Below are 26,809 nucleotides of genomic sequence, written 5' to 3'. Positions count from 1 at the left end.
ATCTTGCGGAACAGGACGATCATCGCCTCCTGTGCCGCGTCTTCGGCGTCCTGGCTGCTCGCGCACAACGAGAACGCGAACCGCCGGACGTGCGGGTACGCGCCGGAGACCAGCACGGCGATCGACGCCTCGTCTCCGCGCTGCGCCGCCGCGACGAGCTGGTCGGCCGGCCACGGCTCAGCCACGCTTCGACCTTCCGCGCGCTCGCAGGAACACCACGCAGCTGCACACCAGAACCGCCACGACCACCACCGCGACAATGACTACGGTCATCGAACCTCCTTCGACGCGTCGGCCTCGTGGCCGCACGTCCATAAGAGCGGCCGGCCCGGCGAAAGGATTCAGCCGCACGAAGAGCGGCGGCTGTGCTAACTTAGCCGTGCGCCCCGTATGGGCCTACGCATGGAGGTAGCGGCTAACCAGCCAGCACAGAGATCGGGCTCTCCGTCTCTCGCAGTTCCGCGGATCCGTCAGCCGGATCGCTGCGCCATGCCTGTGCCTGCGGGGTCTTTTCGCGTCCCTTCCTGTGCTCGACGCCTCCTTTCCGGAAACAACCGAAAGGAATTGCGTGAGCAACGATTTCCACCGCCGGCTCATCGCCGAGTTCCGCGCGAACCGCGGCGCGCTGAGCGGCATGTTCGAGGGCTGGTCGCTGGCCGTGCTGACGACGATCGGCGCGAAGACCGGTCTCAGCCGGGAAGTATTGCTCGGCTACCTGCAGATCGACGGCAACGGGGTGGTCGTCGCGTCGGCGAACGGAGCGGAGCGCAATCCCGCCTGGTACCACAACATCCGGCGGAATCCGAGGGTGACCGTCGAGACCGGCAGCGACACGTATCAGGCAATGGCGGCTATTCCGCAGGGGATCGCGTACGAGAAGCTTTTCACGCGAGTGGTCTCGGAAGCACCGGGCTACGGCGATTATCAGGCGAAGACGTCCCGCGAGATTCCGGTGGTGGTATTGCATCGGATCGATGAGCGCGTCAAAGGCATGGGGGATTGGCTCGTCGAAGTGCACCAATGGTTTCGCGCCGAGTTGCGGACGCTGCGGGAGCAGGCGGACCACCTGGCCAACGGCAGCGGGACCGCGATCGTCCGGCCGAAACCGGACTTGGCTCAGGAGATGCGCACGCACTGCCTCAGCTTCTGCACCGCGCTGCGCCGGCATCACGTCGGCGAGGACTCGGTGGCGTTCCCCTCGCTGGCGGAGCAATTCCCGGCGCTCGCCCCGGCCATCGCGCAGCTCGCCGAGCAGCATCAGGTGGCAGCGCGGCTGCAGGACTCGATCCGGGAACTGGTCGACGGTTTCGTTCCGGGCGCATCCAACCCGGGGAGGCTGCGGACCGAACTGGAGCGGCTCGCCGGGGAACTGGAGGCGCACTTCGCCCTCGAGGAGCAAGCCGTGGTGACCGCGCTCAACGCGACGGCCGCGGCGCCGCCGACGGCCTGAGCCCTGGGTCCAGTGTGGACCCGCGCACGGGCTAGTCCGCGAGAAATGTGCGGCGGAGGTCCGCTTCCGGCAGCGGGGAGTGGTTCAGTCCACCCAAACGGCCGGAAACCGGGCGCCGCCGCGCATTCCGGCGCGGATCGCGCTGTGCGCAAGGGAAATCGGCGAGTCGGCGGAGAGCTTGTGCCCGAACGGCGGTTGGGGCGGGTGCGGCCGCCGCCGCTGACCCGCGCGGGGGAGCTGATTCGGCTGCGGGCCCGCTGGGCCGTTCGGGGTAGGTAGTGGGAAACTTGACTACCGCGGGTAATTCCGGTTGCCGGGTCAGCGTGACCCATCGTGATGCCCCCGTTATCTTCCCGGTGCTTCCTGACCGGAAAGACCCGCAGGCCGTGGCCGGAAAATCTCTGTAACACCGCCCGCTGACCACCCGATACCTTGGCGAGTGTCACACGTTCGGCGAGGCGGGCAGGACCGTCCCCCTGATCACGGATTGTGATCATCAGTCCTGACTCACCGTGCCGGTGGCGATCAGGTCCGGGGAGCTTGCGCGGCGCGGGAGGACTGATGGAAGAACCGGTGCGGTCATGGCCCGCGGACAGTGTTTCGCTGCCGAGGGTCGACCTCCGGGCGGTGCCCGCGCCGCCGGTCGACGTGGCGGTGCCGCCGCCCGGCCGTGCCGCCGAAGACCGGCTCGACCCGGCCACGGTCTGCCCGGCGGAGGGCGATCCGCCGAAAACCCACGCCGCGGAGTGGGAAAAGCGCTACCGCAGGACCGTGATCGCCGCGGATCTCGTCGCGGCGTGCGTGGTGATCGCGATCAGCGCTTTCGTCATCGACCGGCTCGCCCCGCACGACATGCACGCGTTCGGCACCGCGTTCGCGATCCTCTGCGCGCTCCCGGTCAGCCGGGCGTGGAGCGCGCGGGTGCTGGGGGAGGGCCCCGAGGAGTACCGCACGCTGGGCCGGGCGTTGATCACCGCGGCGGTGCTGGTCGCGTTCGGCGGGCTGTTGTTCGGTGCGCTCGAAGTGCAGCCGTGGGTGTTTTTCGTAGTGCCCGCCGTCGCATTGGTGCTGTTTCCCCAGCGGTATGTGCTCCGGCAGATTCTGCACCGGAAACGGCGGCGCGGGCTGTGCCTGCTTCCGGTGATGGCCGCGGGCAGCGCGGAGACTGTCGAGGACCTGATCAAGCGGACCCGGACCGAAGCGCACGTCGGGTGGCGGGTCGAGGCGGTCTGCACGTCCACCGGGACCGGGGAGATCGAAGGGGTTCCGGTCGTCGGGCGGCTCGAGGAGCTTTCCCGGCACGTGCGCCGCGGCGGGTACCGGGTCGTCGCGATAACGGCCGACCAGTACTGGAATCCGGAGCGGCTGCAGCGGCTCGCCTGGGATCTCGAAGGCACGTCGTCGGAAATGGTCGTCGCGCCGGTGCTGATGGAGGTCGCCGGACCCCGGCTGAACGTCAGCGGAGTCCTGGGCATGCCGCTGCTGCGGGTGACCGCGCCCGCGTTCACCGGCGGACGCCGGCTGGTCAAAGAAGTCGTCGACCGATGCGGCGCGGCGTTGCTGCTCGCGCTGTTCTCGCCGCTGTTGCTTGCGATCGCGGTAGCGGTGAAGGCGGGCGACCGCGGGCCGGTGGTCTACCGGCAGCGGCGCATCGGCAAGGACGGCGAAGCGTTCACCATGCTCAAATTCCGCACCATGGTCGTCGACGCGCATCTGGTCCGGCGCGACTTGGAGAAAGCGAACGAAGGCGCGGGGCCGCTGTTCAAGATGAAGAAGGACCCCCGGGTCACCAAGGTCGGCGGGCTGCTGCGGCGGTACTCGCTCGACGAGCTGCCGCAGCTGTTCAACGTCGTCGCCGGGCGGATGTCGCTGGTCGGGCCCCGGCCGCCGCTGCCGGAAGAGACGGCGACGTACGCTCCGGCCGCCCGCCGCAGGCTGCTCGTGAAACCGGGCCTGACCGGGCTGTGGCAGGTGAGCGGGCGCAGCGATCTTTCCTGGGACGAGAGCATCCGGCTCGACCTGCGCTACGTCGAGGACTGGTCGCTGGCGCTGGACCTGGTGATCCTCTGGAAGACCTTCCGGGCGGTCCTCGCCGGGCAGGGCGCCTACTGACCTGAGAGAATCGCGCCGACGACGGCCGCCGGTCCGCGTGGACCGGCGGCCGTTTCCGTGCGCTGGGTCACAACCGCGCGGGACGCGAAATAGTCAAGCGTTCAACCATGTTGGTGCCGTGCGTAGGCGACCGCACGGAAGGAACGACGGATCCGATGACTACTTTCGCAGAGTCCGAGCAGCTGCAGGTGCCCGCCGAGGTGCAGGACCTCCTGTTCCGCGAGGCCCGCACGGCCAACAGCTTCAGCTCGGAGCCGGTGACCGACGAGCAGGTCCGCGCGATCTACGACCTCGTCAAATGGGCCCCGACGTCGATGAACACCCAGCCGCTGCGCGCGCTGGTCCTCCGCAGCGACGAGGCGAAGCAGCGCCTGCTGCCGCACATGGCCGAGGGCAACCGCGCCAAGACCGAAGCCGCGCCGCTGACCGTGATCCTGGCCGCGGACGTCGACTTCCACGAGAACATCCCGCAGGTCTTCCCGCACAACCCGGGCGTGAAGGACAACTTCGCCGACGAGTCCGGCCGCGTCGAGTTCTCCAAGCTGAACTCGCTGCTGCAGGTCGGCTACTTCATCATCGGCGTGCGCGCCGCCGGACTGGCCGCGGGCCCGATGACCGGCTTCGACGCCGCCGGCGTGGACAAGGAGTTCTTCTCCGGCAACAACTGGCGTTCGCTCGTCGTGGTGAACGTCGGCAAGCCGGGCGAGAACCCGTGGTTCGACCGCCTGCCGCGGCTCGACTTCGACCAGGTCGTCGAAACGCTCTGAGCCTTCCGCTGTCGCCGAGAGGCCGCCCCGCATGCCCGGGGCGGCCTTCCGGCGTTCGCGGCGGCAGCGGGTCCGGGCCGCCGCGCGATACCGCGAGATATCGCGACAGGCCCTCCGACTAGCATCAGCGGGAGCCGTTTCAGTCACTTCTCCCAAAGGAGCCCGATCGTGTCCCAACCGTCGTCAGCTGCCGCCGTACCCGCCCCGCGCGTGGTGGTGCCGGCGGGCACTACGGCGGGCGCCGCGGTGCGCGAAGCCGGGCTGCCCACCAAGGGCCCGGACACGATCGTCGTCGTCCGCGACGTCGACGGGAAACTGCGCGACCTCGCGTGGACCCCGGAAGCGCAGGCCCAGGTCGAAGCCGTCGCGGCGAACACCGAGGACGGCCGCAGCGTGATCCGGCACTCCGCCGCGCACGTGCTCGCCCAGGCCGTGCAGCAGGAATTCCCGGACGCCAAGCTCGGCATCGGCCCGCCGGTGCGCGACGGCTTCTACTACGACTTCGCGGTCGAAAAGCCGTTCACGCCCGAGGATCTGCAGAAGCTCGAGAAGCGGATGAAGCAGATCGTCAAGGGCGCGCAGCAGTTCTCGCGCCGCGTCTTCGACTCCGTCGACGAGGCGAAGGAAGAGCTGAAGGACGAGCCGTTCAAGCTCGAGCTCGTCGACCTGAAGTCCGATGTGGACACAACCGAGGTCATGGAGGTGGGCGGCGGCGAGCTGACCATCTACGACAACCTCGACCCGCGCACCAAGGAACGCGTGTGGAGCGACCTCTGCCGCGGCCCGCACGTGCCCACCACCAAGTTCATCCCGGCCTTCAAGCTCACCCGGGTGGCCGCCGCGTACTGGCGCGGCAACGAGAAAAACCCGCAGCTGCAACGGATCTACGGCACCGCGTGGGAATCGGCCGAGGCGCAGGACGCCCACCTCGAGCGCCTCGCCGAGGCCGAACGCCGCGACCACCGCAAGCTCGGCGCCGAACTGGACCTGTTCTCCTTCCCCGAGGAGATCGGCTCCGGCCTCCCGGTGTTCCACCCCAAGGGCGGCATCATCCGCCGCGAGCTGGAGAACTACTCGCGCCGCAGGCACGAGGAAGCCGGCTACGAATTCGTGAACACGCCGCACATCTCCAAGGGCGACCTGTTCCACACCTCCGGGCACCTCCCGTACTACGCGGACACCATGTTCCCGCCGGTGCAGTTCGAGGAAGAGGACTACTACCTCAAGGCCATGAACTGCCCGATGCACAACCTGATCTTCCGCTCGCGCGGGCGGTCCTACCGCGAACTGCCGCTGCGGCTGTTCGAATTCGGCACCGTCTACCGCTACGAGAAGTCCGGCGTCGTGCACGGCCTCACCCGCGTGCGCGGCCTGACGATGGACGATTCGCACATCTACTGCACCAAGGAGCAGATGCCGGGCGAGCTGCGGTCGCTGCTCAAGTTCGTGCTGGACCTGCTCGCCGACTACGGCCTGTCCGACTTCTACCTCGAACTGTCCACCCGGGGGGACTCGGACAAGTTCATCGGCGAGGACTGGGAGTGGGAGGAGGCCACCGAGACGCTGCGGCAGGCCGCCGTCGACTCCGGCCTCGAACTGGTGCCGGACCCGGGCGGCGCGGCCTTCTACGGCCCGAAGATCTCGGTGCAGGCCAAGGACGCCATCGGCCGCACCTGGCAGATGTCGACCATCCAGCTCGACTTCAACCAGAACAAGCGGTTCGGGCTGGAGTACACCGCGCCCGACGGCAGCCGCCAGCGGCCGATCATGATCCACCGCGCGCTGTTCGGGTCGATCGAGCGGTTCTTCGGCGTGCTGACCGAGCACTACGCGGGCGCGTTCCCGGCGTGGCTGTCGCCGGTGCAGACGGTCGCCATCCCGATCACCGCGGACCAGGTCGAGTACCTGCACGGCGTGGAGAAGGCGTTGCGCGCCAAGGGGATCCGCGTCGAGGTCGACGCGAGCGACGACCGGATGCAGAAGAAGATCCGCACCCACACCACGCAGAAGGTGCCGTTCCTGCTGCTGGCCGGCGCGAAGGACGCGGAGGCGGGCGCGGTGTCGTTCCGGTTCCGCGACGGCGGCCAGATCAACGGGGTCCCGGTGGACCAGGCCGTCGAGGCGATCGCCGAATGGGTCGCGCGCCGGGAGAACGCGTCGCCGTCGGCCGAGGCCGTGGAGAAGATCCTGAAGTGACCGAGCCGGAACTCGTCGAACAGGACGGGGTCGGGGTCCCGGACGCGCTGCAGCGGCTGTGGACCCCGCACCGGATGGCCTACATCCGCGGCCAGGACAAGCCGGACGACGACGAGTCCGCCGGCTGCCCGTTCTGCCGCCTGCCCGGTCTCGGCGACGACAAGCGCGCCCTGATCGTGGCCCGCGGCGAGACGGTGTTCGCGGTGCTGAATCTGTACCCGTACAACCCGGGGCACCTGATGGTGGTCCCGTACCGGCACGTCGCGGACTACCCCGACCTCACCGCCGAGGAGACGCGCGAGCTGGCCGAGTTCACCCAGCACGCGATGGGCGTGATCCGGGCGGTCTCGGCGGCGCACGGGTTCAACATCGGGATGAACCAGGGCGTGATCGCCGGGGCGGGCATCGCCGCGCACCTGCACCAGCACCTGGTGCCGCGCTGGGGCGGCGACGCGAACTTCATGCCGGTGATCGGGCACACGAAGGTGCTGCCGCAGCTGCTCGGCGAAACCCGCGACCTGCTGGCGGGCGCGTGGTGAGGCCGGTCGCGCCGCGGTAATTGAGTGCTCAACCAGCGTATGATGGCGATATGTCCGAACCACGCTGGCTGACCGACGACGAGCAGCGGGTCTGGCGCGCCTACGCCCAGGCCAGCTCGCTGCTGCAGGCACACCTCGAAGGCCAGCTGCAGCGCGAATCGGGCATGCCGCACGCGTACTACGAGGTGCTCGTCGCGCTGTCCGAAGCGGACGGACGGCGGCTGCGGATGAGCGAACTCGCGTCGGTGCGCGCCTCGTCGCGCAGCAGGCTGTCGCACGCGGTGGCGCGGCTGGAGGCCAAGGGCTGGGTGCGGCGCGAGTCGTGCCCGACCGACAAACGCGGGTCGTGGGCGGTGCTCACCGACGCCGGGTTCGCCGCGCTCAAGGAGGCGGCCCCGGGGCACGTCGAGGCGGTGCGGGAATCGCTGTTCGACCAGCTGACAGCCGAGCAGGTGCGCCAGCTCGGCGAGATTTCCGAGGCGATCCTGGCCGGGCTGCGGCCCAAATGCCAGGCCGTCCGGGAGGCAGAGGAAGCGGCGGAATTCGCCGCGCCGGTCGTCGAACTGCCGAAATCCGGCTGACGTTCCGGCGGGTCGCGGGCGGGCGGGTCCGGTTCGGACAGCGGGGTCGATAGGCTTTCGTCGCCCACCCGCCCCCGAATCAGGTGCACAGACGAGGAAGATGCTCAACATTTTCGCCCGTGCCTCGGTCTCCCGCGTGACGGACCCGATCGGCGCCGCCCTGGTCCGGGCCGGATTGACCCCGAACGCGATGACCGTGCTCGGCACCGCGGGCGCCGTCGCGTGCGCGCTGGCGTTCTTCCCGCAGGGGATGCTGCTGTGGGGCACGTTCACCGTGTGGGGCTTCGCCATGCTCGACCTGCTCGACGGCGCGATGGCCCGCGCCCGCGGGTACGGCACGCCCTTCGGCGCGGTGCTCGACGCGACCTGCGACCGCCTGGTCGACGGCGCGCTGTTCGCCGCGATCGCGTGGTGGTGCTTCGTCCAGGACCACAACAACCGGGCCGCGGCCGCCGCGCTGATCTGTCTCGTGCTGGCCCAGGTCATTTCCTACGTCAAGGCGCGCGCCGAAGCGTCCGGCCTCGAAGCTGACGGCGGGCTGGTGGAACGCGCGGAGCGGCTCATCATCGCCCTCGTCGGCACCGGGCTGCACGGCTTGGGCGTGCCCTACACCGTCGAGATCACGCTGTGGCTGCTCGCCGTGCTGTCGGTGATCACGCTCCTGCAGCGGGCGGCGGCGGTGGCGAGCGCGGCGCGAGCGGCCGCGGCGAAACAGGCCGACTCCTCAGCAGGCGGGGCGCAACCGTGAGCACACTGTCCCAGCGGCTCAGCGAGCTCGGCTACGCGACGGGCTGGCGGCTCGTCCGCCGGCTGCCGCGGTCGTTCGGGGCGGCGACCTTCGCCTTCGGCGCCGACATGGCCGCGCGGCGCGGCGGCGGGGGAGTGCGGCAGCTGCGCGCCAACCTCGCCCGGGTGGTCCCGCAGGCCGGGGAGGCGGAGCTGGACGAGCTGGTCCGGCGCGCGATGCGGTCGTACGCGCGGTACTGGTACGAGACCTTCCGGCTTCCGGCGATGGACCACGCGGCGGTCGCGAAGCAGGTGACGGTGACCGGCGCGGAGAACATCGACGCCGCGCTCGCCGAGGGCAACGGCGCGGTGATGACGCTGCCGCACAGCGGGAACTGGGACATCGCGGGAGTCTGGCTCGCCAGTTACGCGGGCACTTTCACCACCGTCGCGGAGCGGCTCAAGCCCGAGTCGCTGTACCGCCGGTTCGTGTCGTTCCGGGAATCGCTCGGCTTCGAGATCGTGCCGCTGACCGGCGACAGCGCGGCGATGCGGCTGCTGCTGCGGCGGCTGCGCGAGAACAAGCTGGTGGTCCTGCTGGGGGACCGGGACCTGACGTCGTCCGGCATCCCGGTGCGGTTCTTCGGCGAGAAAACGCATCTGCCGCCCGGCCCGGCGCGGCTCGCCGCCACCACCGGGGCCGCGCTGCTGCCGACCGGCTGCTGGTTCACCGAGGACGGCTGGGAGATCCGGATCCACCCGCGCATCCGCGTCACGCAGCGGGCCGAGGTGCCCGCGGCGACGCAGGCGCTGGCCGACGTGTTCGCCGGCGACATCGCCGCGCATCCGGCCGACTGGCACATGCTGCAGCCGTTCTGGCCCGCCGACGCGGCGGCGCCGACGCTGGAAGAAGCGAGCTGACCCGGGTGGCGCGCGGGTTGAAGATCGGGATCGTGTGCCCGTACTCGTTCGACGTTCCCGGCGGGGTCCAAGGGCACGTGATCGACCTGGCGAAGGCGCTGCTCGAGCGCGGGCACCGGGTGTCGGTGCTGGCTCCGGCGGACGAGGACGCGCAGCTGCCGGATTTCGTGCACCCGGCGGGCAAGGCACTGGGGATTCCGTACAACGGCTCGGTCGCGCGGCTGCAGTTCGGTCCGGTTTCGTACGCCCGGGTGCGGCGGTGGATCCGGGACAACGGCTTCGACGTGCTGCACTTGCACGAACCGGCCGCGCCGAGTCTGTCGCTGCTGGCGCTGAAGGTCGCGGACGGTCCGATCGTGGCCACCTTCCACACCGCGACGACGCGCTCGCGGACCCTTTCGGCGTTCCAGCCGGTGCTGCGTCCGCTGCTGGAGAAGATCACCGCGCGGATCGCGGTGTCCGCGCTGGCCCGGCGGGTCCAGGTGGAGCACGCGGGCGGCGACGCGGTCGAGATCCCGAACGGCGTCGACGTCGAGTTCTTCTCCCGGGCCACGCCGCTGGACGGCTATCCGCGCGCGGGCGGGACGATCGGGTTCGTCGGACGGTTCACCGAACCGCGCAAGGGCATGGACGTGCTGCTGGAGGCCGCGCGGCGGCTGCTGCCGGAGTTCGAGGACCTGCGGCTGCTGGTGGTCGGCCGCGGCGAGCCGGACCAGCTGCGGCGGATGGCCGGTCCGGAGCTGTGGCCGCACATCGACCTGCTGGGCCAGGTCGACGACGAGACGAAGGCGCGGGCGCTGCGCAGCGTGGACGTCTACTGCGCGCCCAATACCGGCGGCGAGAGCTTCGGGATGATCCTCACCGAGGCGATGGCCGCGGGCACTCCGGTGCTCGCCAGCGGTCTCGACTCGTTCCGCCGGGTCCTCGACGACGGCCGCGCCGGAATGCTCACCACCACCGGCGACCCGGCGTCGCTGGCCGACGGCCTGCGCGAACTGCTGGGCGACCCGGCGCACCGGGCGTCGCTCGCGGCCGCCGCGGGCGAGCGGGTGACGGCGTACGACTGGGCGGTCGTGGTCACTCAGGTGCTGCGCGTGTACGAGACGGCCATCGCGGCGGATCCCCGGCTGGTCGTGGCGGGGGAGCGGGAGCTGGCGTGACGGTGCTGGTGTGGCTGCTCGTGGCGGCGGCCGCGGTCGTGGTGCTCGGCGGGCTGTTCCTGGTCGCGACGGCGAACCGGCTCGACCGCCTGCACGTCCGGACCGACGCGGGCTGGGCCGCGCTGGAAGCAGCTCTGGCCCGCCGCGCGGTGGTGGCGCGAGCGGTCGCCGCCGTGCTGCACGACGGTGCCGACCTGCATGCCGCGGCCGCGCGGGCCGAGGCGGCCGCGCGGCCGGACCGCGAGGCCGCGGAGAACGAGCTGACGCTGGTCCTGGCGCGGGTCGACCGGTCCCAGCTGCCGGTGGTGCTCGCCGAGGAGCTGACCGACGCCGAACACCGGGTCGTCATCGCGCGCCGGGTGCACAACGACGCGGTGCGGGACACGCTGGCGCTGCGGCGGCGCCGGAAGGTGCGGTACTTCAAACTGGCCGGGACCGCGCCGTTGCCGGAGTACTTCGAATTCGCCGAGCCGGACCTCTGAGGCAGACTGAGGCGCATGACGACCGAACCCGATGCCTGCGCCGTCGCACACGGCGAGGTCGAAGAGGCTCCCGCCGAACGGACCCTGGTGGCCGTGTTCGCCTCGCCGGTCTCCCGGTACCTGCTGCGCTACGCGGCCGACCTGGGCTACCGAGCCGTGCTGTTCGAACCGGACGAGGCGCGGGCCAGCGATGCTCCCGAGGGCGTCGACGTCCGTACGACCGCGCCCTCGCCCGGTCCGGACGCGGACGTCGTGGTGACCGACCATCATCGGCCGGAGCTCGGGACGGTCCTGCAAGCCGTACTGGCGACGCCGACGCGATGGGTGGGCGTGCTGGGCAACCCGCGCCATCCGGGCCCGCACGTGGAAGCCCTGCGCGCGCTGGGCGTGCCGGAACCGGACATCGCCCGGGTGCACCGGCCGGTCGGGCTGAACATCGGCTCGCGCACCCCGGCGGAAATCGCGGTGGCGACCCTGGCCGGGCTGGTGGCGGACCGGAACGGGCGACCGGGCGGGTTCGAGTTCTGACCGTCGCGCCCCGTTTTCGAGACCGGTGACCGCTCGCGAGACGGCGCGATTCGCACGGTGCCAAGCAGATCCGGTGCGGAACCCTGGGGAGGCAGACAACCGCCCGCCTCCCCGCCCCGGGTCAGGTCGGAACGACCGCCCCCTCCGGCATCGGCTCGAACCGGGCGTGCCGGCGCGTGAACGTGGCCGTCCCTGACGTCAGCGACCGCAGATCCACCGCGTACCGCAGGAGTTCCGCCGCGGGCACCTCGGCGTGCACGACCGTGTGCCCGCCCTCGCCGGATTCCGTGCCCAGCACCCGGCCGCGGCGCGACGACAGGTCGCCCAGCACGGTGCCCAGGTGTTCGTCCGGCAGGCTCACCTCGACCGTGTCCAGCGGCTCCAGCAGCGTGATCCGGCTGGCCGCCGCGGCTTCCCGCAGGGCCAGCGCGCCGGCGGTCTGGAACGCCGCGTCGGACGAGTCGACGCTGTGCGCCTTCCCGTCGGCCAGCGTCACGCGTACGTCCACCACCGGGTAGCCGTCCTGGACGCCGCGTTCGAGTTGCGCTCGCACGCCCTTCTCGACGCTCGGGATGAACTGGTGCGGCACCGCGCCGCCGACCACCTTGTCCACGAACTCGAACCCGCTGCCGCGCGGCAGCGGCTCGACCTCGATGTCGCACACCGCGAACTGCCCGTGCCCGCCGGACTGCTTCACATGCCGTCCGTGGCCGCGCGCGGGTTTCGCGAACGTGGACCGCAGGCTGATCCGCACCGGCTCGGTGCCGACGTCCGCGCCTCCCGCGCGCAGCCGCGACAGGACGACTTCCGCGTGCGCCTCGCCCATGCACCACAGCACGAGCTGCCCGGTTTCCGCGTTGCGCTCCAGGCGCAGGGTCGGATCGCCCGCCACGAGCCGGGATAGGTTGCGGGACAACGTGTCCTCGTCGCTGCGAGACTTCGCGACCACGGCGACCGGCAGCAGCGGTTCGGGCATCCGCCAGGGTTTGATCAGCAGCGGATCCTCCGGCGACGACACCGTGTCGCCGGTTTCGGCGGAACCCACTTTGGTGAGCGCGCACAGATCGCCCGCGACACAGAACGGCACCTCGCGGAGGTTCGCGCCGAGCGGAGAGTAGAGGTGGGCGACGCGTTCGTCAGCGTCGTGGTCTTCGTGGCCGCGTTCGGTGAGGCCGTGACCCGAGACGTGCACGGGGTTCTCCGGGCGCAGCGTCCCGGAAAACACCCGGACGAGCGAAACTCGTCCCACGTACGAGTCAACCGCGGTGCGCACGACCTCGGCGGCGAGCGGCCCGGCCGGATCGGCGGACAGCGCGGCGTGCTCGGTGCCGTCGGGGCTGGTCACGCCGGGCGGGGTGTGCTCCAGCGGCGAGGGGAAGGCCCGCACGATGCCGTCGAGCACCTCGGCGAGCCCGACCCCGCTGGTCGCGCAGACCGGGATGACCGGGTGGAACGACCCGCGCGCGACGGCCGTCTCGAGGTCGGCGATCAGCACGTCCTCGGCGATCTCCTCGCCGCCGAGGTAGCGGTCCATGAGGGTTTCGTCCTCGCTCTCGGCGATGATGCCCTCGATCAGCTCGTTGCGGGCGTCGGCGAACTCGTCGGAAACGGCGGGGTCCGGGTCGCTCACGCGCGGCGGATAGCCGGCGGAATAGTCGTAGCGCCGCTGGGTGACGAGCCCGACGAGGCCGTCCGGCACGGGGAGGTACAGCGGCAGCACGCCCGCGCCGAAGGCGGCTTGGCAGGCGGCGATCTCGGCGAGCGGGTCGGCGCGGTGGTGGTCGAGCCGCGACACGACGACGGCGCGCGGCATGCCGACCGACGCGCATTCCTCCCACACCGCGATGGTGGCGGCGTCCACGCCCTCTGCGGCGCAGACGACGAACAGCGCGGCGTCCGCGGCCCGCAGCCCGGCGCGCAGCTCGCCCACGAAATCGGCGTACCCCGGGGTGTCGATGAGGTTGATTTTGTGCCCGGCGTGCAGCACCGGGGCGACGGAAAGCCCGACCGAGCGCTGCTGGCGCACGGCCGCGGGGTCGTGGTCGCACACCGTGGTGCCCTCCACGACCGAACCGGCGCGCGGCACCGTGCCGGACGCGGCGAGCAAGGCCTCGGTGAGCGTGGTCTTGCCGGACCCGGACGGCCCGACGAGGACGACGTTGCGCACCTTGGCGGGGTCGTCCACAGCGACGGCGGCCCCGGGGTCGGCACTCCTGTTCTGCTTGTCGGCCATGACGGCCTCCTCAGCGACGGCGGATGGAAGAACTGTGTCTCCGATCACACACCCGCGACCCGCCGGGAGGCAAGGCGGACGGCCCGGGACCAGCCGTTCGCTTGCCGCGGGCCCGGGCGTCCCGGATCGCTCGATTCCACTGTGGACGGCACCGGCCGGACTGTCCACAAAGGATCGCACGACCCGATGCCGCCGGATTCATCCGGAAAGCCGGACTGGTGCCGGAATGGGCGTATGGCGTTTCGCGGGCGAAAAGGGGAAATCCGGAAAAGCGGGAACCGGAAATCGGAGCGCAGGCGCCGAAGTTGATAACTTAGCGACCTTCGTCGGTTGTCCAGAGTGGGAAAAAACCCGACTCTTGGCGGGGTTCGATCCCATTCCACTTCCGAATCCGGCCCCCACCCCCGGGCCTGATCCGGCCTGTCCGGAGGAGAACACCGCCGATGAAATCGCGCCGACCGCTCGTGCTGCTCGCAGCCGGGGTGCTGGCCGGGGCCGTCACCACGGCCACCGCCGCCCACGCGCAACCGCTCGAACCACAGAGCCCCCAGGCCGCCGGAGCCATGGCAGCCAATGCCGCACAGGCGCTGGTCGCTTCCCGGCCCGCCGCGCTGCACGCCAGCAAGGACGACGTTTTCCAGCAGCACAAGGTGATCTCGTCGACGAACGGGCTGAAGTACGTGCCGTACGACCGCACCTACCGGGGCCTGCCGGTCATCGGCGGCGATTTCGTCGTGGCCACCAACTCCGCCGGGCAGGTGCTCGCCACCTCGGTCGCGCAGACCGCCGCGATCAACCTGCCCAGCACGGCGCCGAAGCTGACCGCGAAGCAGGCCGAAGCGATCGCCCGCACCCAAGTGCCCACTGTGGACAGTGTGCAGCCCGCGCGGCTCGCCACATACGCGCTCAGCAGCCCGAAGCTCGCCTGGACGACCCGGGTGACCGGACGGAACGCGGAAGGGCCGAGCAAGCTGGACGTCGTCGTCGACGCGATGACCGGCAAGGTGCTGCACACGCAGGAGCACGTGGCCTACGGTGACGCGCAGGGAGTGTGGAACGGACCGGAACCGCTGCACCTCGACACTTCCCCGGACGGCGCCGGCGGCTATTCGATGACCGACCCGACCATCGCGAACCTCAGCTGCCAGGACGCCGCCACCCAGCAGACCTTCACCAAGTCCACCGACAGCTGGGGCAACGGCGACGAGACCGACAAGGAAACCGGCTGCGCGGACGCCCTCTACGGCATCCAGCAAGAGAACAAGATGCTGTCGCAATGGCTGGGCCGCAACAGCTTCGACGGCAACGGCGGCGCCTGGCCGATCCGCGTCGGGCTCAACGAGCAGAACGCCTACTACGACGGCACCCAGGTCCAGGTCGGGAACAACACCGCGGGCCAGTGGATCGGCTCGCTCGACGTGATCGGGCACGAGTTCGGCCACGGCATCGACGACCACACGCCGGGCAGCATGTCCGGCGGCGGCACCCAGGAATTCGTCGCGGACGTCTTCGGGGCCTCGTCCGAATGGTTCGCCAACGAGCCCGCGCCGTACGCGGTCCCCGACTTCCTCGTCGGCAACCAGGTGAACCTCACCGGCAGCGGCCCGATCCGCAACATGTACGACCCGTCGCAGCTTGGCCACGCGAACTGCTACGACGATTCGATCCCGGGCACCGAGGTGCACGCCGCGGCCGGCCCTGGCAACCACTGGTTCTACCTCGTCGCCGAGGGAACGAACCCGACCAACGGCCAGCCGACGAGCCCGACCTGCAACAACTCCACGGTCACCGGACTCGGCATCCAGACCGCAGTGAAGATCTTCTACAACGCGATGTTGCTCAAGACCAGCGCCAGCTCCTACCAGAGCTACCGCACCTGGACGCTGACCGCGGCGAAGAGCCTCTTCCCGAACGGCTGCACCGAGTTCAACACGGTGAAGGCGGCTTGGGACGGGGTGAGCGTTCCCGCTCAGCCGGACGAGCCGACGTGCGGCGCTATCGGCGCGACCGGTTCGCGGGCGATTGCCGCTCGATGAACCGAAACTGATTTCCCCACCGGCGGGAGGGAGAGGCCAGCATTCGTCTCTCCCTCCCGATCACGAGTGCCTTTCCAGGGCGAGAAAATGCGCCCTTCTTCGATGATGGAAAATGCCGTCCGGCACAATTTCCCCGGAAACGGTTACGGCACTCCGGCGAGCCGGAGCAACGCTGCGGTCGCCGCCGCGGCGATCACCACCGCCACGAACGGCGCCTTCCGCCACGCGAGGACCCCGCCCACCAGCACTCCGGCCGGCCGGGCGATCCCGGCGAATTCGGGGCCCTGGGTCAACGCGCTGGTCGCGACCAGCGCGGCGAGCAGCACGACCGCCGACAGCGTCATCAGCCGCTCGGCCCGCGGGGACAGCCGCACTTTCGTGCGCAGCATCGGCCCGGCCAGCCGGAACGCGAACGTCCCGGCCGCCAGCACGAGCGTCGCGATGATCAGTTCCGCGCCGTCCATCAGTGCGCTCCTTCCAGCGGCTTCGGCTCTTTCGCCGCGGCGCCGGCGACCACCCCGACCAGCGCCAGCAGCACCGGCAGACCGGCCGGGAGCAGGGGAGTGGCGGCGAGCGCGACGACCACGCCGATCAGCACCGGCAGCCGCGAGGCCCGGTCCTTCAGCGACGGCAGCACCAGCGCCAGCAGCACTGCCGGGAAGGCGGCGTCCAGGCCGAACGCGTCGGTGTCGCTGATCGCGGACCCGGCGAACGCGCCGGCCACGACCCCGAGGTTCCAGCACACGAACAGCCCGATGCCGCACGCCCAGTACGCCGCCCGCCGCCGGTCCGCGTCCCGCTGGGCCAGCGCGAACGCCACCGATTCGTCGATCATCAGGTGGCTTCCGGCGAGCCGTCCGAGCAGGCCGTGCCCGAGCGCGTCGCCGACCGCGAACCCGAACGGCACGTGCCGCGCGTTCACCAGCAGCCCGGCGGCGACCGCGGCGAGCGGATTGCCGCCCGAAGCCACGATGCCGACGAACATGAACTGGGACGCGCCGGCGAAGACCAGCAGGGACAACAACATCGGCGCCCACAGCGGGAGGCCGGAGCCCACCGTGATGGCGCCGTAGGAGACACCCACGAGGGTGTCGGCCACGCACACGAGGCCGATGTCGCGGGCGAGGCCGCGATCGAGTGTTCGCCAAATCGAACGCATAGTGTCCTATGCTGAACATGTCCGGCCCTGTTCGTCAAGGCGAACGCGAAGACTGATGGAGCGAACACATATGCCGAACGAGAGCACCGGCGCGCCGCTGGACGTCATCGCGGCGTCGCTGCGCCGCGAGCGGGCCCGCGCCGGCCTCTCCCTGACCGAGGTCGCGCGCCGCGCGGGCCTGGCGAAATCCACGTTGTCGCAGCTGGAATCGGGGTCCGGCAACCCGAGCGTGGAGACGCTGTGGGCCCTCGGTGTCGCGCTGGACGTGCCGTTTTCCCGGCTGGTCGAACCGGAGCGGCAGGAGGTGAAGGTGATCCGCGCGGGCAAAGGTCCGACAGTGTTCGCCGAACACGCCGATTACGCGTGCACGCTGCTGTCGGCGTGCCCGTCCGCGGCGCGCCGGGACATCTACCTGGTCAGCGCGGAACCGGGCACCCCGCGGCGGTCGGATCCGCACATGAGCGGCGTGGTGGAACACACCGTGCTGTGCGCGGGCCGCGCGCGGATCGGGATCATGGACGATCCGGTGGAGATGCTGCCCGGGGACTACATCTGCTACCCGGGGGACGTCCCGCACATCTTCGAGGCGCTGGAGCCGGGGACATTCGGCGTGGAGATCTCCGAATACAACTGACCTCGGTTCCGCTGGCCCGGTCGTTCCCGCGATGTCGGCGGACTGGCGGCTGTACACACGCGACCGGATAGCGCAGAGTCCCTGGCGGAGAAACCATCGGCCAGGAGGTGTGATGACCGGCGAGGAAATCGTGCTCGGTCCCCTGCCCAAGGGGATCACGCCCGCCCGCGAGGGCATGCGCGGCAAAGTGTGGAACGTGCTCGGCCACACCTATTCGATGAAGGCGGCCAGCGAGTCGAGCTTCGCCTTCGAGACCCTCGACCCGCCCGGCACCGGGGTGCCGCCGCACGTCCATCCGACCCAGGACGAGCACATCTACATCCTGGAGGGCGTGTTCACCCTCTACCTCGACGGCAAATGGGAGACCGCCGGCCCCGGCGACACCGTGCGGATGCCGAAGGGGCTCCCGCACGCCTATTACAACCGGAGCGAGGGCATGACCCGGGGCCTGTTCTGGGTGAGCCCGGCCGGAAAGCTGGCGGCGCTGTTCGACAAACTGCACAACCTGACGGACCCGGCTGAGGTGGTCCGGGTGTCGGCGCTGCACGACGTCGACTTCTTGCCGCCCGGTGCGGTGGAAGGCGCCTGAACCGGCTCAGGCGCGGTTCACCTGCTGCGGGGACGCCCCGGAAACGCGGGCGTAGCCGCTGACGATCGCCTCGAGCGCGGCCGCGTCGATGACGTCTTCGAGGCGGGCGAAGCCGTCCGGCGCGCGCCGTTCGACCTCGTCGATGACGTTCTCCGGGCCGCCCAGGCGGTTGCGCAGCACGATCTCGCTGGTGGCCGCCAGCCGGTCGGCTTCGTACGCGCGCAGCGCCTCGGCGGGGTCGGCGTGCCGCGTCAGATGCGAGGCGAGGCTGGACGCGTCGAGAATCGCCTGGCCGGCGCCGTTGGAACCCATCGGGTACATCGGATGGGCGGCGTCGCCCAGCAGCGTCACGCGCCCGTGGGACCATGCGGGCAGCGGATCCCGGTCGCACATCGGGAATTCGAAGATCTCCTCGGTGGCCTCGATCATCGCGGCGTGGTCGACCGCCGGGCACCGGAACCGCCCGACGTGCCGGGCCAGCTCCGCCCGGTCGCCGGGTTTGGCCCAGTCCTGGCGCTCCGGCGGAGGGGTGCCGGGCTGTCCGGTCCGGACGCAGACCGCCCAGTTCGTGAGCCTGGCGCCCGCCGTCCGGCCCGGCCCGATCGGGTAGACCACCAGCTTGGCCGCGGTGCCGCCGGAGACGATCATCGAAGCGCCGCCGCCGAATTCCGGCCAGTCGGTGGCGCCGCGCCACATCAGGACCCCGTTCCAGCGCGGCGGGCCCTCCTCGGGGAACAGCAGGGACCGCGCGGCCGAGTGGATTCCGTCGGCCGCCACCAGGACGTCCCCGGCCACGGTGACCGTCTCGCCGCTGTCCCGCTCGACGAACCGCACCCGGACGCCGCGGGGGTCCTGATCGAACCCGGTCAGCCGGTGCCCGGTCCGCACCGCGTCGGGACCCAGCCGGGTTTCGACGGCTTGCAGCAGCATGTTCTGCAGCCTGCCGCGGTGCAGGCAGTACTGGGGGAGGGTGAATCCGGCGTCCAGCCCGCACGGCTTGCGCAGGATCACCTGCCCGAGCCGGTGGGTGTAGAACAGCTCGCGGGTGCGGATCCCGATCTCGTCCAGCCGGTCGAGCAGCCCGAGCGCGGCGAGTTCCTTGACCGCGTGCGGCAACGCGTTGATCCCGACGCCGAGCTCGCCGATCCGGCTGCTCTGCTCGTACACCGCGCATTCGATGCCTTCGCGATGCAGCCGCAGGGCCGTGGTCAGCCCGCCGATGCCCGCTCCGACGATGACGACCTTCACCGCGACCTCCCGTCCTCGACTGCTCAGCGTGGCGGAGACGGGACGGGAGCGCTACCGCCGACCGGAGGCGGCCAGCGGCGCATTGTCCACACCGGACGGATGCCGGACGCCCGTTTCGCCAGGAGGGCCTCAGCCGCGTCGGGGCGATGGTGCGATTGGATGGTCTGCGGCCGGGCAAGAGCTTTATGTCGTGTTCCTGCGGAATGCGCTCGCCTGCCCGGGAGGTGAGGCACCGGCGATGCGACGCGGTTCGCCCGGGTGCCGCATGTGGTTGCTGTCGGCGGTTCGAGGCCCCGCCCGCCGGGGCGGGGCCAGCATTCGGTCAGGCGCGGATCTGCTTGGCTTCGCCGCTGCTGCCGATCGCGATCTTGCGCGGCTTGGCCTGTTCGGCGATCGGCACCCGCAGGGTGAGCACACCCGCGTCGTAGTCGGCTTTGATGCTGTCGGTGTCGAGGGTGTCGCCCAGGAACAGCTGCCGGGAGAACACCCCGCGCGGACGCTCGGAGACCTGGACCTCCGCGTCCTCGCCGTACTCGGGCCTGCGCTCGGCCTTCACGGTCAGCACGTTGCGCTCGACGTCCAGGTCGATCGACTCCGGCGCGACGCCGGGCAGGTCGAACTGCACCACGTAGTCGTTGCCGGACCGGTAGGCGTCCATCGGCATCAATGCCGGACGGGTCGCCGTGCCGTTGCCGCCGAAGAACTGCTGGGTCAGCCGATCGAGCTCCCGGAACGGGTCAGTTCGCATCAACATGACCATGCGCCTCCCTTTCTCCTTCCCTGATGCCCGCCGGCGGAGGCGGGCGCTCGCTGTTCTCCACTGTGCTAACGACTCGCTCGGTATTTCTGTTCCCGCGACTGTAGGTTTTCTGGACTTGGGACTGGTGGATTGGTAGTTGTCGCGGAGATCCGGCCCCGCCGGGCACTGCGGGCGGGGCCGGAACCAGTTCGGGTGAGAAGCAACCGTGCTGATCTCTGTGCGAGTCGGCGCCGTCGGGCGAGTGGGGGTGGCCGCGGGATCACGTCACGAGACGCGATGCCGGGGCTGCGCGAGCCTCCTCGGCCGGGCGTCGTGGCAGGCCTCCCCGTTTCGGGCCGGTGCGCCGTTTTATCACCTCCCCAGCGATATCACGGCTGTCGTGTTGTCGCTCGGCAACGGAGGGGAACGCTCCCGGTGTCGCGGCGGCCAGGTCCGCCACACGCTCGTCCCGACTCGCCGCTCGGCTGGCTGTCCTGTGCGCTGCGGGCGGGAGTCGTCGGCGTGTTGCGGCGGGAGTGCCGGAGCGGCGCCGAAGCCCGTGGTCACGATCACCTCGAACTCGGCACACAGCCAGGCGGAATCGGCGCAGATCAACTCCGCGAACTCGCAGGCGGCCGCGTCGTGGCGGCTGGCGGTGTCCGGCATCGTCGATCACTCCCCGGCTACGTCTCTCTCGGCACCCAGGTCAGTTATCGCGTCTAGAAATTTCTATAGCGCGGACTGTAGATTGTGTCAAGCAGTGAGTCGAGATAATCTTGAGCTGCGCAGCCTGGACTCCGCGGCCGTGGTGCGGCCCGAACGATCCGGCGGCGGGCACCGCCGCTACTCCCGCCGCCAGCTGACCCAGGTGGTGCGGCTGCGCGAACAACTGGACGAGGGCCACTCCCTCGCGTCGGCCGCCCGGATCGTCGACCTCGAGGACGAACTCGCCGACGCCCACGACACCATCAGCGGCCTCCGCGCGCGGCTCGACGAACGCGACCGCTGACGAGGCCACGCTCGGCATTCGCTTGTGCCGCAGCACAAATGCGGGCCACGACGGGTGCGAACCGCGTTCCGCCGCCTCGGTACTGTCGCTTCCCATGACCGGCGCCGAGATCGTGATCACCGCGGACCTGGTCCGCGATCTGCTCCGGGAGCAGCATCCAGACCTCGCCGGGCTGGCGATCAGCGAGGTGCCGGGCGGCTGGGGCAACCAGATGTGGCGGCTCGGGGACGAGCTGGCCGTGCGCATGCAGCGCAGGGATCCGACCCCGCAGCTGCAGTTCAAGGAACGGCGGTGGCTGCCGGTGCTCGCCCCGCGCCTGCCGCTCCCAGTGCCGACGCCGGTGCGGTCCGGCGAACCGTCCGAGCGTTTTCCCCGGCACTGGACCGTGATGACCTGGGTTCCGGGCGAACCGCTCGACCACGGCACGATCAGCCGCGGCGCCCACGCGGCCGACGCTCTCGCGGACTTCCTCCGGGCACTCCACACGGAGGCTCCCGCCGACGCACCGATCGCCACGGATCGCGGTGCCCATCCCAAGGACTGCACGGACGGCTTCGATCACTTCCTCGAGGCGGTTGCCCTCAACGACCTGGCGGCCGACGTCCGGGCCGTCTGGGACGACGCCGTCGCGGCCCGCGCGTGGCAGGGTCCTCCGGTGTGGGTGCATGGCGACCTCCATCCCGCGAATGTCGTTGTCTCGGACGGAACGCTCTCGGGAATCGTGGACTTCGGCGATCTGTTCGCGGGAGATCCGGCGTGGGACCTCGCCGCCGCCTGGGTGTTGCTGCCCGCGGGCATGGCGGCACGGTTCTTCGCGAGGTACGCGCGGGCGGACGAGCCGGCGATCCGGCGTGCCCGCGGGCTGGCCGCGATGAAGAGCCTCTTCCTGATCCTCATGGGACAGAACGGGGACCGCAGCCTGCCCGGCGGCAAACCGCACTGGGGACCTGCCGGCCGGGCGGCGCTGGGCCGGGTGCTGAAGGGTCTGTGACCGGTCAGCCCGGCCACAGCAGACGACGCGCGGCTTGCGCGTAGAAGTCGCGCAGGATGGCGTGCTGCTCGGCCACCGTTCATCGTCTGGGGTCAGTTTCCGTGCCTGTTTCAGGGTGCCCGGCCACCCACTCAGATCGCGGAGGCAGGCGCTGCGCTCGTGCTGTGTCCACTGTGGAACGACCGAAGCCCCGAAACCGACCACGCTGCGCGATGCTCAGTCGCCCACACCGGACGCTTCGAGAGCTTCGGCCGCGACGCGCAGGGCGGCCTTGCTGGCTTCGGGATCCGGGTGCGTGGGCGAGAGCGCGAGAGTGGTGACCCGGCTTCGGCGAGGGCGCGCATCCGTTCGGCGATCCGTTCCTTCGGGCCGAGAAGCGAGGTCGCGTCCAGGAAGTCCGCGGGGATCGCGGCCATGGCGCCGTCGTAGTCCATGGTCAGGTACCGGTCCCGGACCTCTTCGGCGGCGGCCTCGTAGCCCATCCGGGCGACGAGGTCGCGGTAGAAGTTCTTCTTGCGGCTGCCCGCTCCGCCGATGAACCCGGCGACGTAGGGGCGGGCGTAGTCGGCCGCGGACCGCCAGTCGTCGCCGACGGCGAGCGGGACTGTCGTCACCACGTCGAATCCGTCGAGGGTGGCGCCGATTTTCGCGCGGCCGGCGCGGATCCGGTCGAGGGATTCGCCGCCGTGTTCGGGGGAGAAGAACAGGCCGAGCCAGCCGTCCGCGATTTCGCCGGTGAGTTCGAGGTTGTTCGGACCGAGGGAGGCGAGGTAGAGCGGGATGTGCTCGCGGACGGGCGGCACGGCGAGCGGCAGCGCCTTGCCGGGCCCGCCGGGGAGGGGGAGCTGGAAGTGCGTGCCGCGGTGCCGGACCCGTTCGTAACGCAGCGCTTTGCCGATGATGTCGACGTACTCGCGGGTGCGCTGCACGGGTTTTCCGAACGGGACGCCGTACCAGCCCTCGGACACCTGTGGTCCGGAAACGCCCAGTCCGAGCCGGAATCTGCCGTCGGAGAGGTTGTCGAGGGTCGCCGCCGTCATCGTCGGGCGGCGGGCCGGGATCTGCAGGATCGCGCTGCCGAGGTCGATGCGCTCGGTGCGAGCGGCGAGCCAGCCCAGGACCGTCGCGGCGTCCGACCCGTAGGCCTCGGCCACCCACACGACCGAAAACCCGAGCCGGTCGGCCTCGCGAGCCAGTTCGAGGTTCGTCGAATCGTTGCCGGTGCCCCAATATCCGATGTTGAGTCCGATTTTCATGCGGCCGACGTTACCGCTGGTAATTGACCGGATACCGGTGGTTCCGGCGTTCAGGGGGTGCGATAGGGGTGCCTTTTGTCCACTGTGGAGGTAAGCCCGCACGACCGGCGATGGAGTGCCGCCGGAATCGGGTCAGTAGAGGTAAATGTCGACCAGCAGTGCGCCCAGGGCGCCGACAGTGGCCACGAGTGCGAGACGGCGGCCGGGTGCGGCGCGGAGCGGGCCGAAGCCGAGGAGGAGGGTGAGGGCGGCGAGGGCGAAGACGCCGGATCCCGTGTCTTGCCAGCTGATCGGGAAGAACGGGATCGGGGCGTCGGTGAAGAACTGGCTGGCGTTGGTGGCGCGCAGGACGGCGTTCCAGGCGACCGGCCCGAGGATCGCGCCGGCGGCGACGGCGGCGAGCGTGCCGGGTCGGCGTTCGCGTGCCGCGGCGAGCACCAGCACCACGGACAGGACGGCGGACAGCGCGGCCCCGTAGGCGATTTCTCCCCAAGACAGCATCGACGATGGGTCCTTTCCAGGTGGCGGAGCAGGACGTCCGGGCGGTGCCGGGTGCCGGGGCCGGGTCGAGGCCATTGTGGAGGTCGCGGCCGGGGCTGGCCAGTCACGGACGTGGGATGCTGAGGTGCGGCGCATCCTCGGTCGTCGTGTGGAGGTGGTCCCGATGTCGGTGCAGCCTGAGCGGGAGCGGGTCTCGGAGGCAGGGTGCTGGTGTTGCGGCGGCACGTTCCCGGAGGCGGAGCTGGTCCGGTTGGGGAATCATCCGGAGGTCGGGGTGTGCCTGCGGTGCGCACGGTGGCTGCGGCGCCGCGCCGTTCAGCGCTTCGACGAGCGGCATCCCTCGCCGGCGGCGCGGGTGCGTGGCGCGGTCCAGGGCGTGCGGGCCGCGGTGATCCGCAAAGGCTGGCACCGGCGCGGCGCGCTGGGCGCCGTGCTGCGCTGGATCGACCGTCACCTTCCCTAGGGATGCGACACCGGATGGGACCTTCGCTTCGCCTGAAGGGCAGGACTGTCGTGGTGCGTCGACCGGGGTGTTGGGTGCGCGTACAACGTTCGGCGGTTCGGGAGGGCGCGGGGTGACGAAACCGTGCCGACGGTGGTCGTCGGCGGTCAGGGCCTGGTGAATCCGAGCGTGCGCCAGGTGCAGGCGGCGATGCGGGAGGCGATGCCGGACGTGCCGCTCGCGTCCGATGCCGCGCGCCGCCCGTCGCCGGGTTTGCTGGGGTCGCTGCGGGAGAAAGTGCGCAACCTCGGGCGCTAGGACCATCGGGCAGCGCCTGGCCGAGGACGCGAGCGCACGTGCCGCAAACCTCGAAATGGTCCCAGACCTTCGCCCGGAACCCTTCGAGGTCGGCGACCGGCCAGCGCTACAGCTCCTCGCAGGAACCGAATCCGCGGCCGAAGACGTCCGGTTCGGTCATGCGCCGTCGTGGGCGTCGGTCATCAGCTCGGCCAGGTCTTGCGGTGCGAGGAACGACGGCGGGGGCGGCGGCCCCCACGCGTAGAGGCTTTTTTCGCCGGCGATGACGCGGGGTTCCCAGAGCTGGTCCTCGAGGATGCAGTCGATGTCGGAGTAGTACTCGGAGAAGTTGCCCGCGGGGTCGCGCAGATACCAGAAGAAGTTCGAGCCGATGTAGTGCCTGCCCAGGCCCCAGGTGTGCCGTTCCGGGTGGCCTTCGAGCATCGCGGTGGCGCCGCGGCCGACCTCGTCGACGTCGTCGACCTCCCAGGATGTGTGGTGCAGGAAGCTCACCGGCGCCTGCTGCACGAGCACGTTGTGGTGGTCGGTGGAACAGCGCATGAAGGAAGCCAGGCCGGGGGCTTCGTCGCTGACCTTGAACCCGAGGCCCTCGGTGAAGAACCGCTGTGTCGCGGCCTGATCGGTCGAGCCGAACACGACGTGCCCGAGCTTGCGCGGCCGCACCGGTTGTTCCCGGTCGATGCCGGGCGCGCGGAGGTTGGCCCGCTGGACGGAGCCGGGCTGGTTGTAGACCGCGGTTTCCGGCGGGTCCTGTGTCAGGCGGGGCGCGACGGACACGACGACGTCGAGGCCGGTCACCGGATCCTTCGTGTACAGCGCGTCGCCCTCGATGCGGCTCTCGACGCCGAGGCGGGCCAGCGAGGCGGTGATGCGGCCGAGATCGTCGGGATCGTCCGCGCCGATGCCGAGGGTGAGCAGGCGGCGGTGCGGGGTCTGCCGCAGTTCGAGCTGCTCGCCGCCGTCGGCGGTGGCGAAGCCGGACGCGGTCGGGGTGAGGCCGAACTCGGTGTAGTACTTGGCGGTTTCGTCGACGTCCGGGACGCCGATGGCGATCTTGGTCAGGCGGTGCAGGCTCATGATCGGGTTCCTCCGAGGTCAGATGAGCGGGGTGATCTGGTCGTCGCGCCCGAGCAGCGCCTTGCCGTAGACCTCGTAGTTGACCGCGGGAAGCACGATCGCGTGCCGGGCGGCGACCGCGGAGTCGCGCCAGATCCGCTGCAGCGGGTTGACCTCGGCGAAGCTGCCCGCGCCGTGCGCGGAGAGCAGGAGGTCGATCGCGCGGGTGATGTTGTCGACGGCCCAGCCGGTGTCGGCGCGCACGCGGGCGCGCTCCTGAACGTCCGGGTAGTTTCCGTTGGCCGCAGCGGAGTCGATGTCGTCGGCGGCACGGTAGACGTGCAGGTGGGCGGAGTCGATCCGCATCGCCGCCTCGGCCAGCTGGAGCTGGAAGGCGACGGAATCGGACTGGGCCGCGTAAGTCGTGTAGGAGATCGGCTTGCGGGCGGCCTTCTCCTTGACCAGCTGCAGGGCCTTGCGGCCGAGGCCGAGCTGCGGGCCGGCCAGCACCAGCGTGAGCACGGGCACGAGCGCGGCCCGGAAGAGATCCTCCTCGGGGTGCTCGACGGCGTACTGGCCGCCGATCGCCGGCGGCACGGACATCACCCGGTGCTCCGGCACGAAGACGTCGTCGGCGATCAGGCAGTTGGACCCGGACGAGCGCATCCCGGCGACGAACCAGGTGTCTTCGAACCCGAGGTCGGTGCGGGGAACGAGCGCCATCCCCTGGTCGACGACCTCCCCGGACTCGTCGGTCAGGGGGATGCCGAGCCCGGCCCAGTCGGCGTGCCAGGAGCCGGAGTTGTAGTACCAGCGGCCGGTGACCCGGTAGCCGCCGTCCACTTTGGACGTTTCGGCCGTGGTGGCGAGGACGCCGGACACCTTCGCGTCCGGGTTGTCGCCCCAGACGTCGTCCTGGGCCTGGCGGCTGAACAGCCCGGCGAGCCACGCGCAGACGTTGCTCAGCGCGACGACCCAGGCGGTGCCGCCGTCAGCCTCGGCGACGGCCGCGGAGACGTCGAGCATCGCGCGGACCGGGAGTCCGTAGCCGCCGTAACGGCGGGGGGGTGCGGTCTTTTACGCGCCCGCGCCCGGCCGCGCGGGGGGGCTTTTTTTTTCCGCGCGCCCGGCGGGGT

Annotated in this window: 27 protein-coding genes and 1 pseudogene; 18 read left to right on the top strand and 10 right to left on the bottom strand. The window is 70.7% G+C overall.

Features of this window, described 5'->3' with window-relative positions; all coding sequences use genetic code 11:
• The coding region (locus H5411_RS40095; protein ID WP_312878714.1) for an RNA polymerase sigma factor at positions 1 to 185 on the bottom strand (185 nt) is incomplete at its 3' end.
• Positions 186 to 568: 383 nt separating this feature from the next.
• Between H5411_RS40095 and H5411_RS40090 the strand changes: the two genes are divergently transcribed.
• The 11 genes from H5411_RS40090 to H5411_RS40040 all read left to right on the top strand — a co-directional run bounded on the left by H5411_RS40090 (position 569) and on the right by H5411_RS40040 (position 11,462).
• Complete coding sequence (locus H5411_RS40090) at positions 569 to 1,450, top strand: nitroreductase/quinone reductase family protein (RefSeq protein ID WP_183126818.1); 882 nt, start codon at positions 569 to 571, stop codon at positions 1,448 to 1,450.
• A 561-nt stretch (positions 1,451 to 2,011) separates the two neighbouring features.
• Entirely contained in the window at positions 2,012 to 3,562 is a 1,551-nt protein-coding gene (locus H5411_RS40085; protein ID WP_183126817.1) for a sugar transferase, read from the top strand.
• A 155-nt stretch (positions 3,563 to 3,717) separates the two neighbouring features.
• The gene (locus H5411_RS40080; protein ID WP_183126816.1) at positions 3,718 to 4,329 is read left to right on the top strand and encodes a malonic semialdehyde reductase; all 612 of its coding nucleotides are present in this window, start codon (positions 3,718 to 3,720) and stop codon (positions 4,327 to 4,329) included.
• Between the two features lie 168 nt (positions 4,330 to 4,497).
• The gene (gene thrS / locus H5411_RS40075; RefSeq protein WP_183126815.1) at positions 4,498 to 6,525 is read left to right on the top strand and encodes a threonine--tRNA ligase; all 2,028 of its coding nucleotides are present in this window, start codon (positions 4,498 to 4,500) and stop codon (positions 6,523 to 6,525) included.
• Positions 6,522 to 7,064: an HIT family protein gene (locus H5411_RS40070; protein WP_101439498.1), complete on the top strand. Its 543-nt coding sequence runs from the start codon at positions 6,522 to 6,524 to the stop codon at positions 7,062 to 7,064. The genes thrS and H5411_RS40070 overlap by 4 nt, the downstream gene beginning before the upstream one ends.
• Before the next feature lie 50 nt (positions 7,065 to 7,114).
• Positions 7,115 to 7,645 (top strand): MarR family winged helix-turn-helix transcriptional regulator, encoded by a 531-nt coding sequence (locus H5411_RS40065; RefSeq protein WP_101439499.1) that lies wholly within the window; start codon positions 7,115 to 7,117, stop codon positions 7,643 to 7,645.
• Between the two features lie 100 nt (positions 7,646 to 7,745).
• Positions 7,746 to 8,393 (top strand): phosphatidylinositol phosphate synthase, encoded by a 648-nt coding sequence (gene pgsA, locus H5411_RS40060; protein ID WP_101439500.1) that lies wholly within the window; start codon positions 7,746 to 7,748, stop codon positions 8,391 to 8,393.
• A complete protein-coding gene (locus H5411_RS40055) occupies positions 8,390 to 9,292 on the top strand; it encodes a phosphatidylinositol mannoside acyltransferase (protein ID WP_101439501.1) in 903 nt (300 codons plus the stop codon). Before pgsA ends, H5411_RS40055 begins: the two co-directional genes overlap by 4 nt.
• A gap of 17 nt (positions 9,293 to 9,309) precedes the next feature.
• Positions 9,310 to 10,452, top strand: a complete 1,143-nt coding sequence (locus H5411_RS40050) for a glycosyltransferase family 4 protein (protein ID WP_101441277.1) — start codon at positions 9,310 to 9,312, stop codon at positions 10,450 to 10,452.
• Positions 10,449 to 10,934: a LemA family protein gene (locus H5411_RS40045; RefSeq protein ID WP_183126814.1), complete on the top strand. Its 486-nt coding sequence runs from the start codon at positions 10,449 to 10,451 to the stop codon at positions 10,932 to 10,934. The genes H5411_RS40050 and H5411_RS40045 overlap by 4 nt, the downstream gene beginning before the upstream one ends.
• Before the next feature lie 15 nt (positions 10,935 to 10,949).
• Positions 10,950 to 11,462, top strand: a complete 513-nt coding sequence (locus H5411_RS40040) for an XdhC family protein (protein ID WP_183126813.1) — start codon at positions 10,950 to 10,952, stop codon at positions 11,460 to 11,462.
• Between the two features lie 121 nt (positions 11,463 to 11,583).
• Here H5411_RS40040 and H5411_RS40035 read toward each other — a convergent pair whose 3' ends face one another.
• Complete coding sequence (locus tag H5411_RS40035) at positions 11,584 to 13,695, bottom strand: elongation factor G-like protein EF-G2 (protein ID WP_183126812.1); 2,112 nt, start codon at positions 13,693 to 13,695, stop codon at positions 11,584 to 11,586.
• Positions 13,696 to 14,138: 443 nt separating this feature from the next.
• On the opposite strand from H5411_RS40035, the gene H5411_RS40030 reads away from it, so the two are divergent.
• Entirely contained in the window at positions 14,139 to 15,731 is a 1,593-nt protein-coding gene (locus H5411_RS40030; RefSeq protein WP_101439504.1) for a M4 family metallopeptidase, read from the top strand.
• A 143-nt stretch (positions 15,732 to 15,874) separates the two neighbouring features.
• On the opposite strand, the gene H5411_RS40025 is transcribed toward H5411_RS40030, so the two are convergent.
• Positions 15,875 to 16,195: an AzlD domain-containing protein gene (locus H5411_RS40025; RefSeq protein WP_101439505.1), complete on the bottom strand. Its 321-nt coding sequence runs from the start codon at positions 16,193 to 16,195 to the stop codon at positions 15,875 to 15,877.
• On the bottom strand, positions 16,195 to 16,890 hold the full coding sequence (locus tag H5411_RS40020; protein ID WP_101439506.1) for an AzlC family ABC transporter permease: 696 nt from the start codon (positions 16,888 to 16,890) through the stop codon (positions 16,195 to 16,197). The genes H5411_RS40025 and H5411_RS40020 overlap by 1 nt, the downstream gene beginning before the upstream one ends.
• A gap of 70 nt (positions 16,891 to 16,960) precedes the next feature.
• Here H5411_RS40020 and H5411_RS40015 point away from each other — a divergent pair, with 70 nt between their 5' ends.
• Together H5411_RS40015 and H5411_RS40010 are read left to right on the top strand one after the other, a co-directional pair.
• Positions 16,961 to 17,524: a helix-turn-helix domain-containing protein gene (locus H5411_RS40015; protein ID WP_101439507.1), complete on the top strand. Its 564-nt coding sequence runs from the start codon at positions 16,961 to 16,963 to the stop codon at positions 17,522 to 17,524.
• Between the two features lie 112 nt (positions 17,525 to 17,636).
• Positions 17,637 to 18,113: a cupin domain-containing protein gene (locus H5411_RS40010; protein ID WP_101439508.1), complete on the top strand. Its 477-nt coding sequence runs from the start codon at positions 17,637 to 17,639 to the stop codon at positions 18,111 to 18,113.
• Between the two features lie 6 nt (positions 18,114 to 18,119).
• Here H5411_RS40010 and H5411_RS40005 read toward each other — a convergent pair whose 3' ends face one another.
• Positions 18,120 to 19,361, bottom strand: a complete 1,242-nt coding sequence (locus H5411_RS40005; RefSeq protein ID WP_101439509.1) for a flavin-dependent oxidoreductase — start codon at positions 19,359 to 19,361, stop codon at positions 18,120 to 18,122.
• A 322-nt stretch (positions 19,362 to 19,683) separates the two neighbouring features.
• Complete coding sequence (locus H5411_RS40000; protein ID WP_101441279.1) at positions 19,684 to 20,115, bottom strand: Hsp20/alpha crystallin family protein; 432 nt, start codon at positions 20,113 to 20,115, stop codon at positions 19,684 to 19,686.
• A gap of 745 nt (positions 20,116 to 20,860) precedes the next feature.
• Here H5411_RS40000 and H5411_RS39995 point away from each other — a divergent pair.
• Positions 20,861 to 21,109: a MerR family transcriptional regulator gene (locus H5411_RS39995; RefSeq protein WP_376772281.1), complete on the top strand. Its 249-nt coding sequence runs from the start codon at positions 20,861 to 20,863 to the stop codon at positions 21,107 to 21,109.
• Between the two features lie 94 nt (positions 21,110 to 21,203).
• Entirely contained in the window at positions 21,204 to 22,100 is an 897-nt protein-coding gene (locus H5411_RS39990; RefSeq protein ID WP_101439512.1) for an aminoglycoside phosphotransferase family protein, read from the top strand.
• A 216-nt stretch (positions 22,101 to 22,316) separates the two neighbouring features.
• On the opposite strand, the pseudogene H5411_RS39985 reads toward H5411_RS39990, so the two are convergent.
• Both H5411_RS39985 and H5411_RS39980 read right to left on the bottom strand, forming a co-directional pair.
• Positions 22,317 to 23,356 (bottom strand): annotated as a pseudogene (locus H5411_RS39985) (LLM class F420-dependent oxidoreductase).
• 132 nt (positions 23,357 to 23,488) lie between these two features.
• Positions 23,489 to 23,857, bottom strand: a complete 369-nt coding sequence (locus H5411_RS39980; RefSeq protein ID WP_101439513.1) for a hypothetical protein — start codon at positions 23,855 to 23,857, stop codon at positions 23,489 to 23,491.
• 163 nt (positions 23,858 to 24,020) lie between these two features.
• Between H5411_RS39980 and H5411_RS39975 the strand changes: the two genes are divergently transcribed.
• Together H5411_RS39975 and H5411_RS39970 are read left to right on the top strand one after the other, a co-directional pair.
• Positions 24,021 to 24,320: a hypothetical protein gene (locus H5411_RS39975; protein ID WP_101441280.1), complete on the top strand. Its 300-nt coding sequence runs from the start codon at positions 24,021 to 24,023 to the stop codon at positions 24,318 to 24,320.
• A 123-nt stretch (positions 24,321 to 24,443) separates the two neighbouring features.
• Positions 24,444 to 24,617: a hypothetical protein gene (locus tag H5411_RS39970; protein ID WP_183126811.1), complete on the top strand. Its 174-nt coding sequence runs from the start codon at positions 24,444 to 24,446 to the stop codon at positions 24,615 to 24,617.
• 156 nt (positions 24,618 to 24,773) lie between these two features.
• Here H5411_RS39970 and H5411_RS39965 read toward each other — a convergent pair whose 3' ends face one another.
• Together H5411_RS39965 and H5411_RS39960 are read right to left on the bottom strand one after the other, a co-directional pair.
• Positions 24,774 to 25,694, bottom strand: a complete 921-nt coding sequence (locus H5411_RS39965) for a VOC family protein (RefSeq protein WP_101439514.1) — start codon at positions 25,692 to 25,694, stop codon at positions 24,774 to 24,776.
• A gap of 18 nt (positions 25,695 to 25,712) precedes the next feature.
• Positions 25,713 to 26,699 (bottom strand): acyl-CoA dehydrogenase family protein, encoded by a 987-nt coding sequence (locus H5411_RS39960; RefSeq protein ID WP_220818109.1) that lies wholly within the window; start codon positions 26,697 to 26,699, stop codon positions 25,713 to 25,715.
• Positions 26,700 to 26,809: the final 110 nt, after the last annotated feature.

Source organism: Amycolatopsis echigonensis (genome assembly GCF_014174495.1).
In the GTDB taxonomy this organism is placed as follows: domain Bacteria; phylum Actinomycetota; class Actinomycetes; order Mycobacteriales; family Pseudonocardiaceae; genus Amycolatopsis; species Amycolatopsis echigonensis.
Note: the sequence above shows the minus strand (reverse complement) of the source record. Positions and strands in the feature narration are given on the sequence as shown.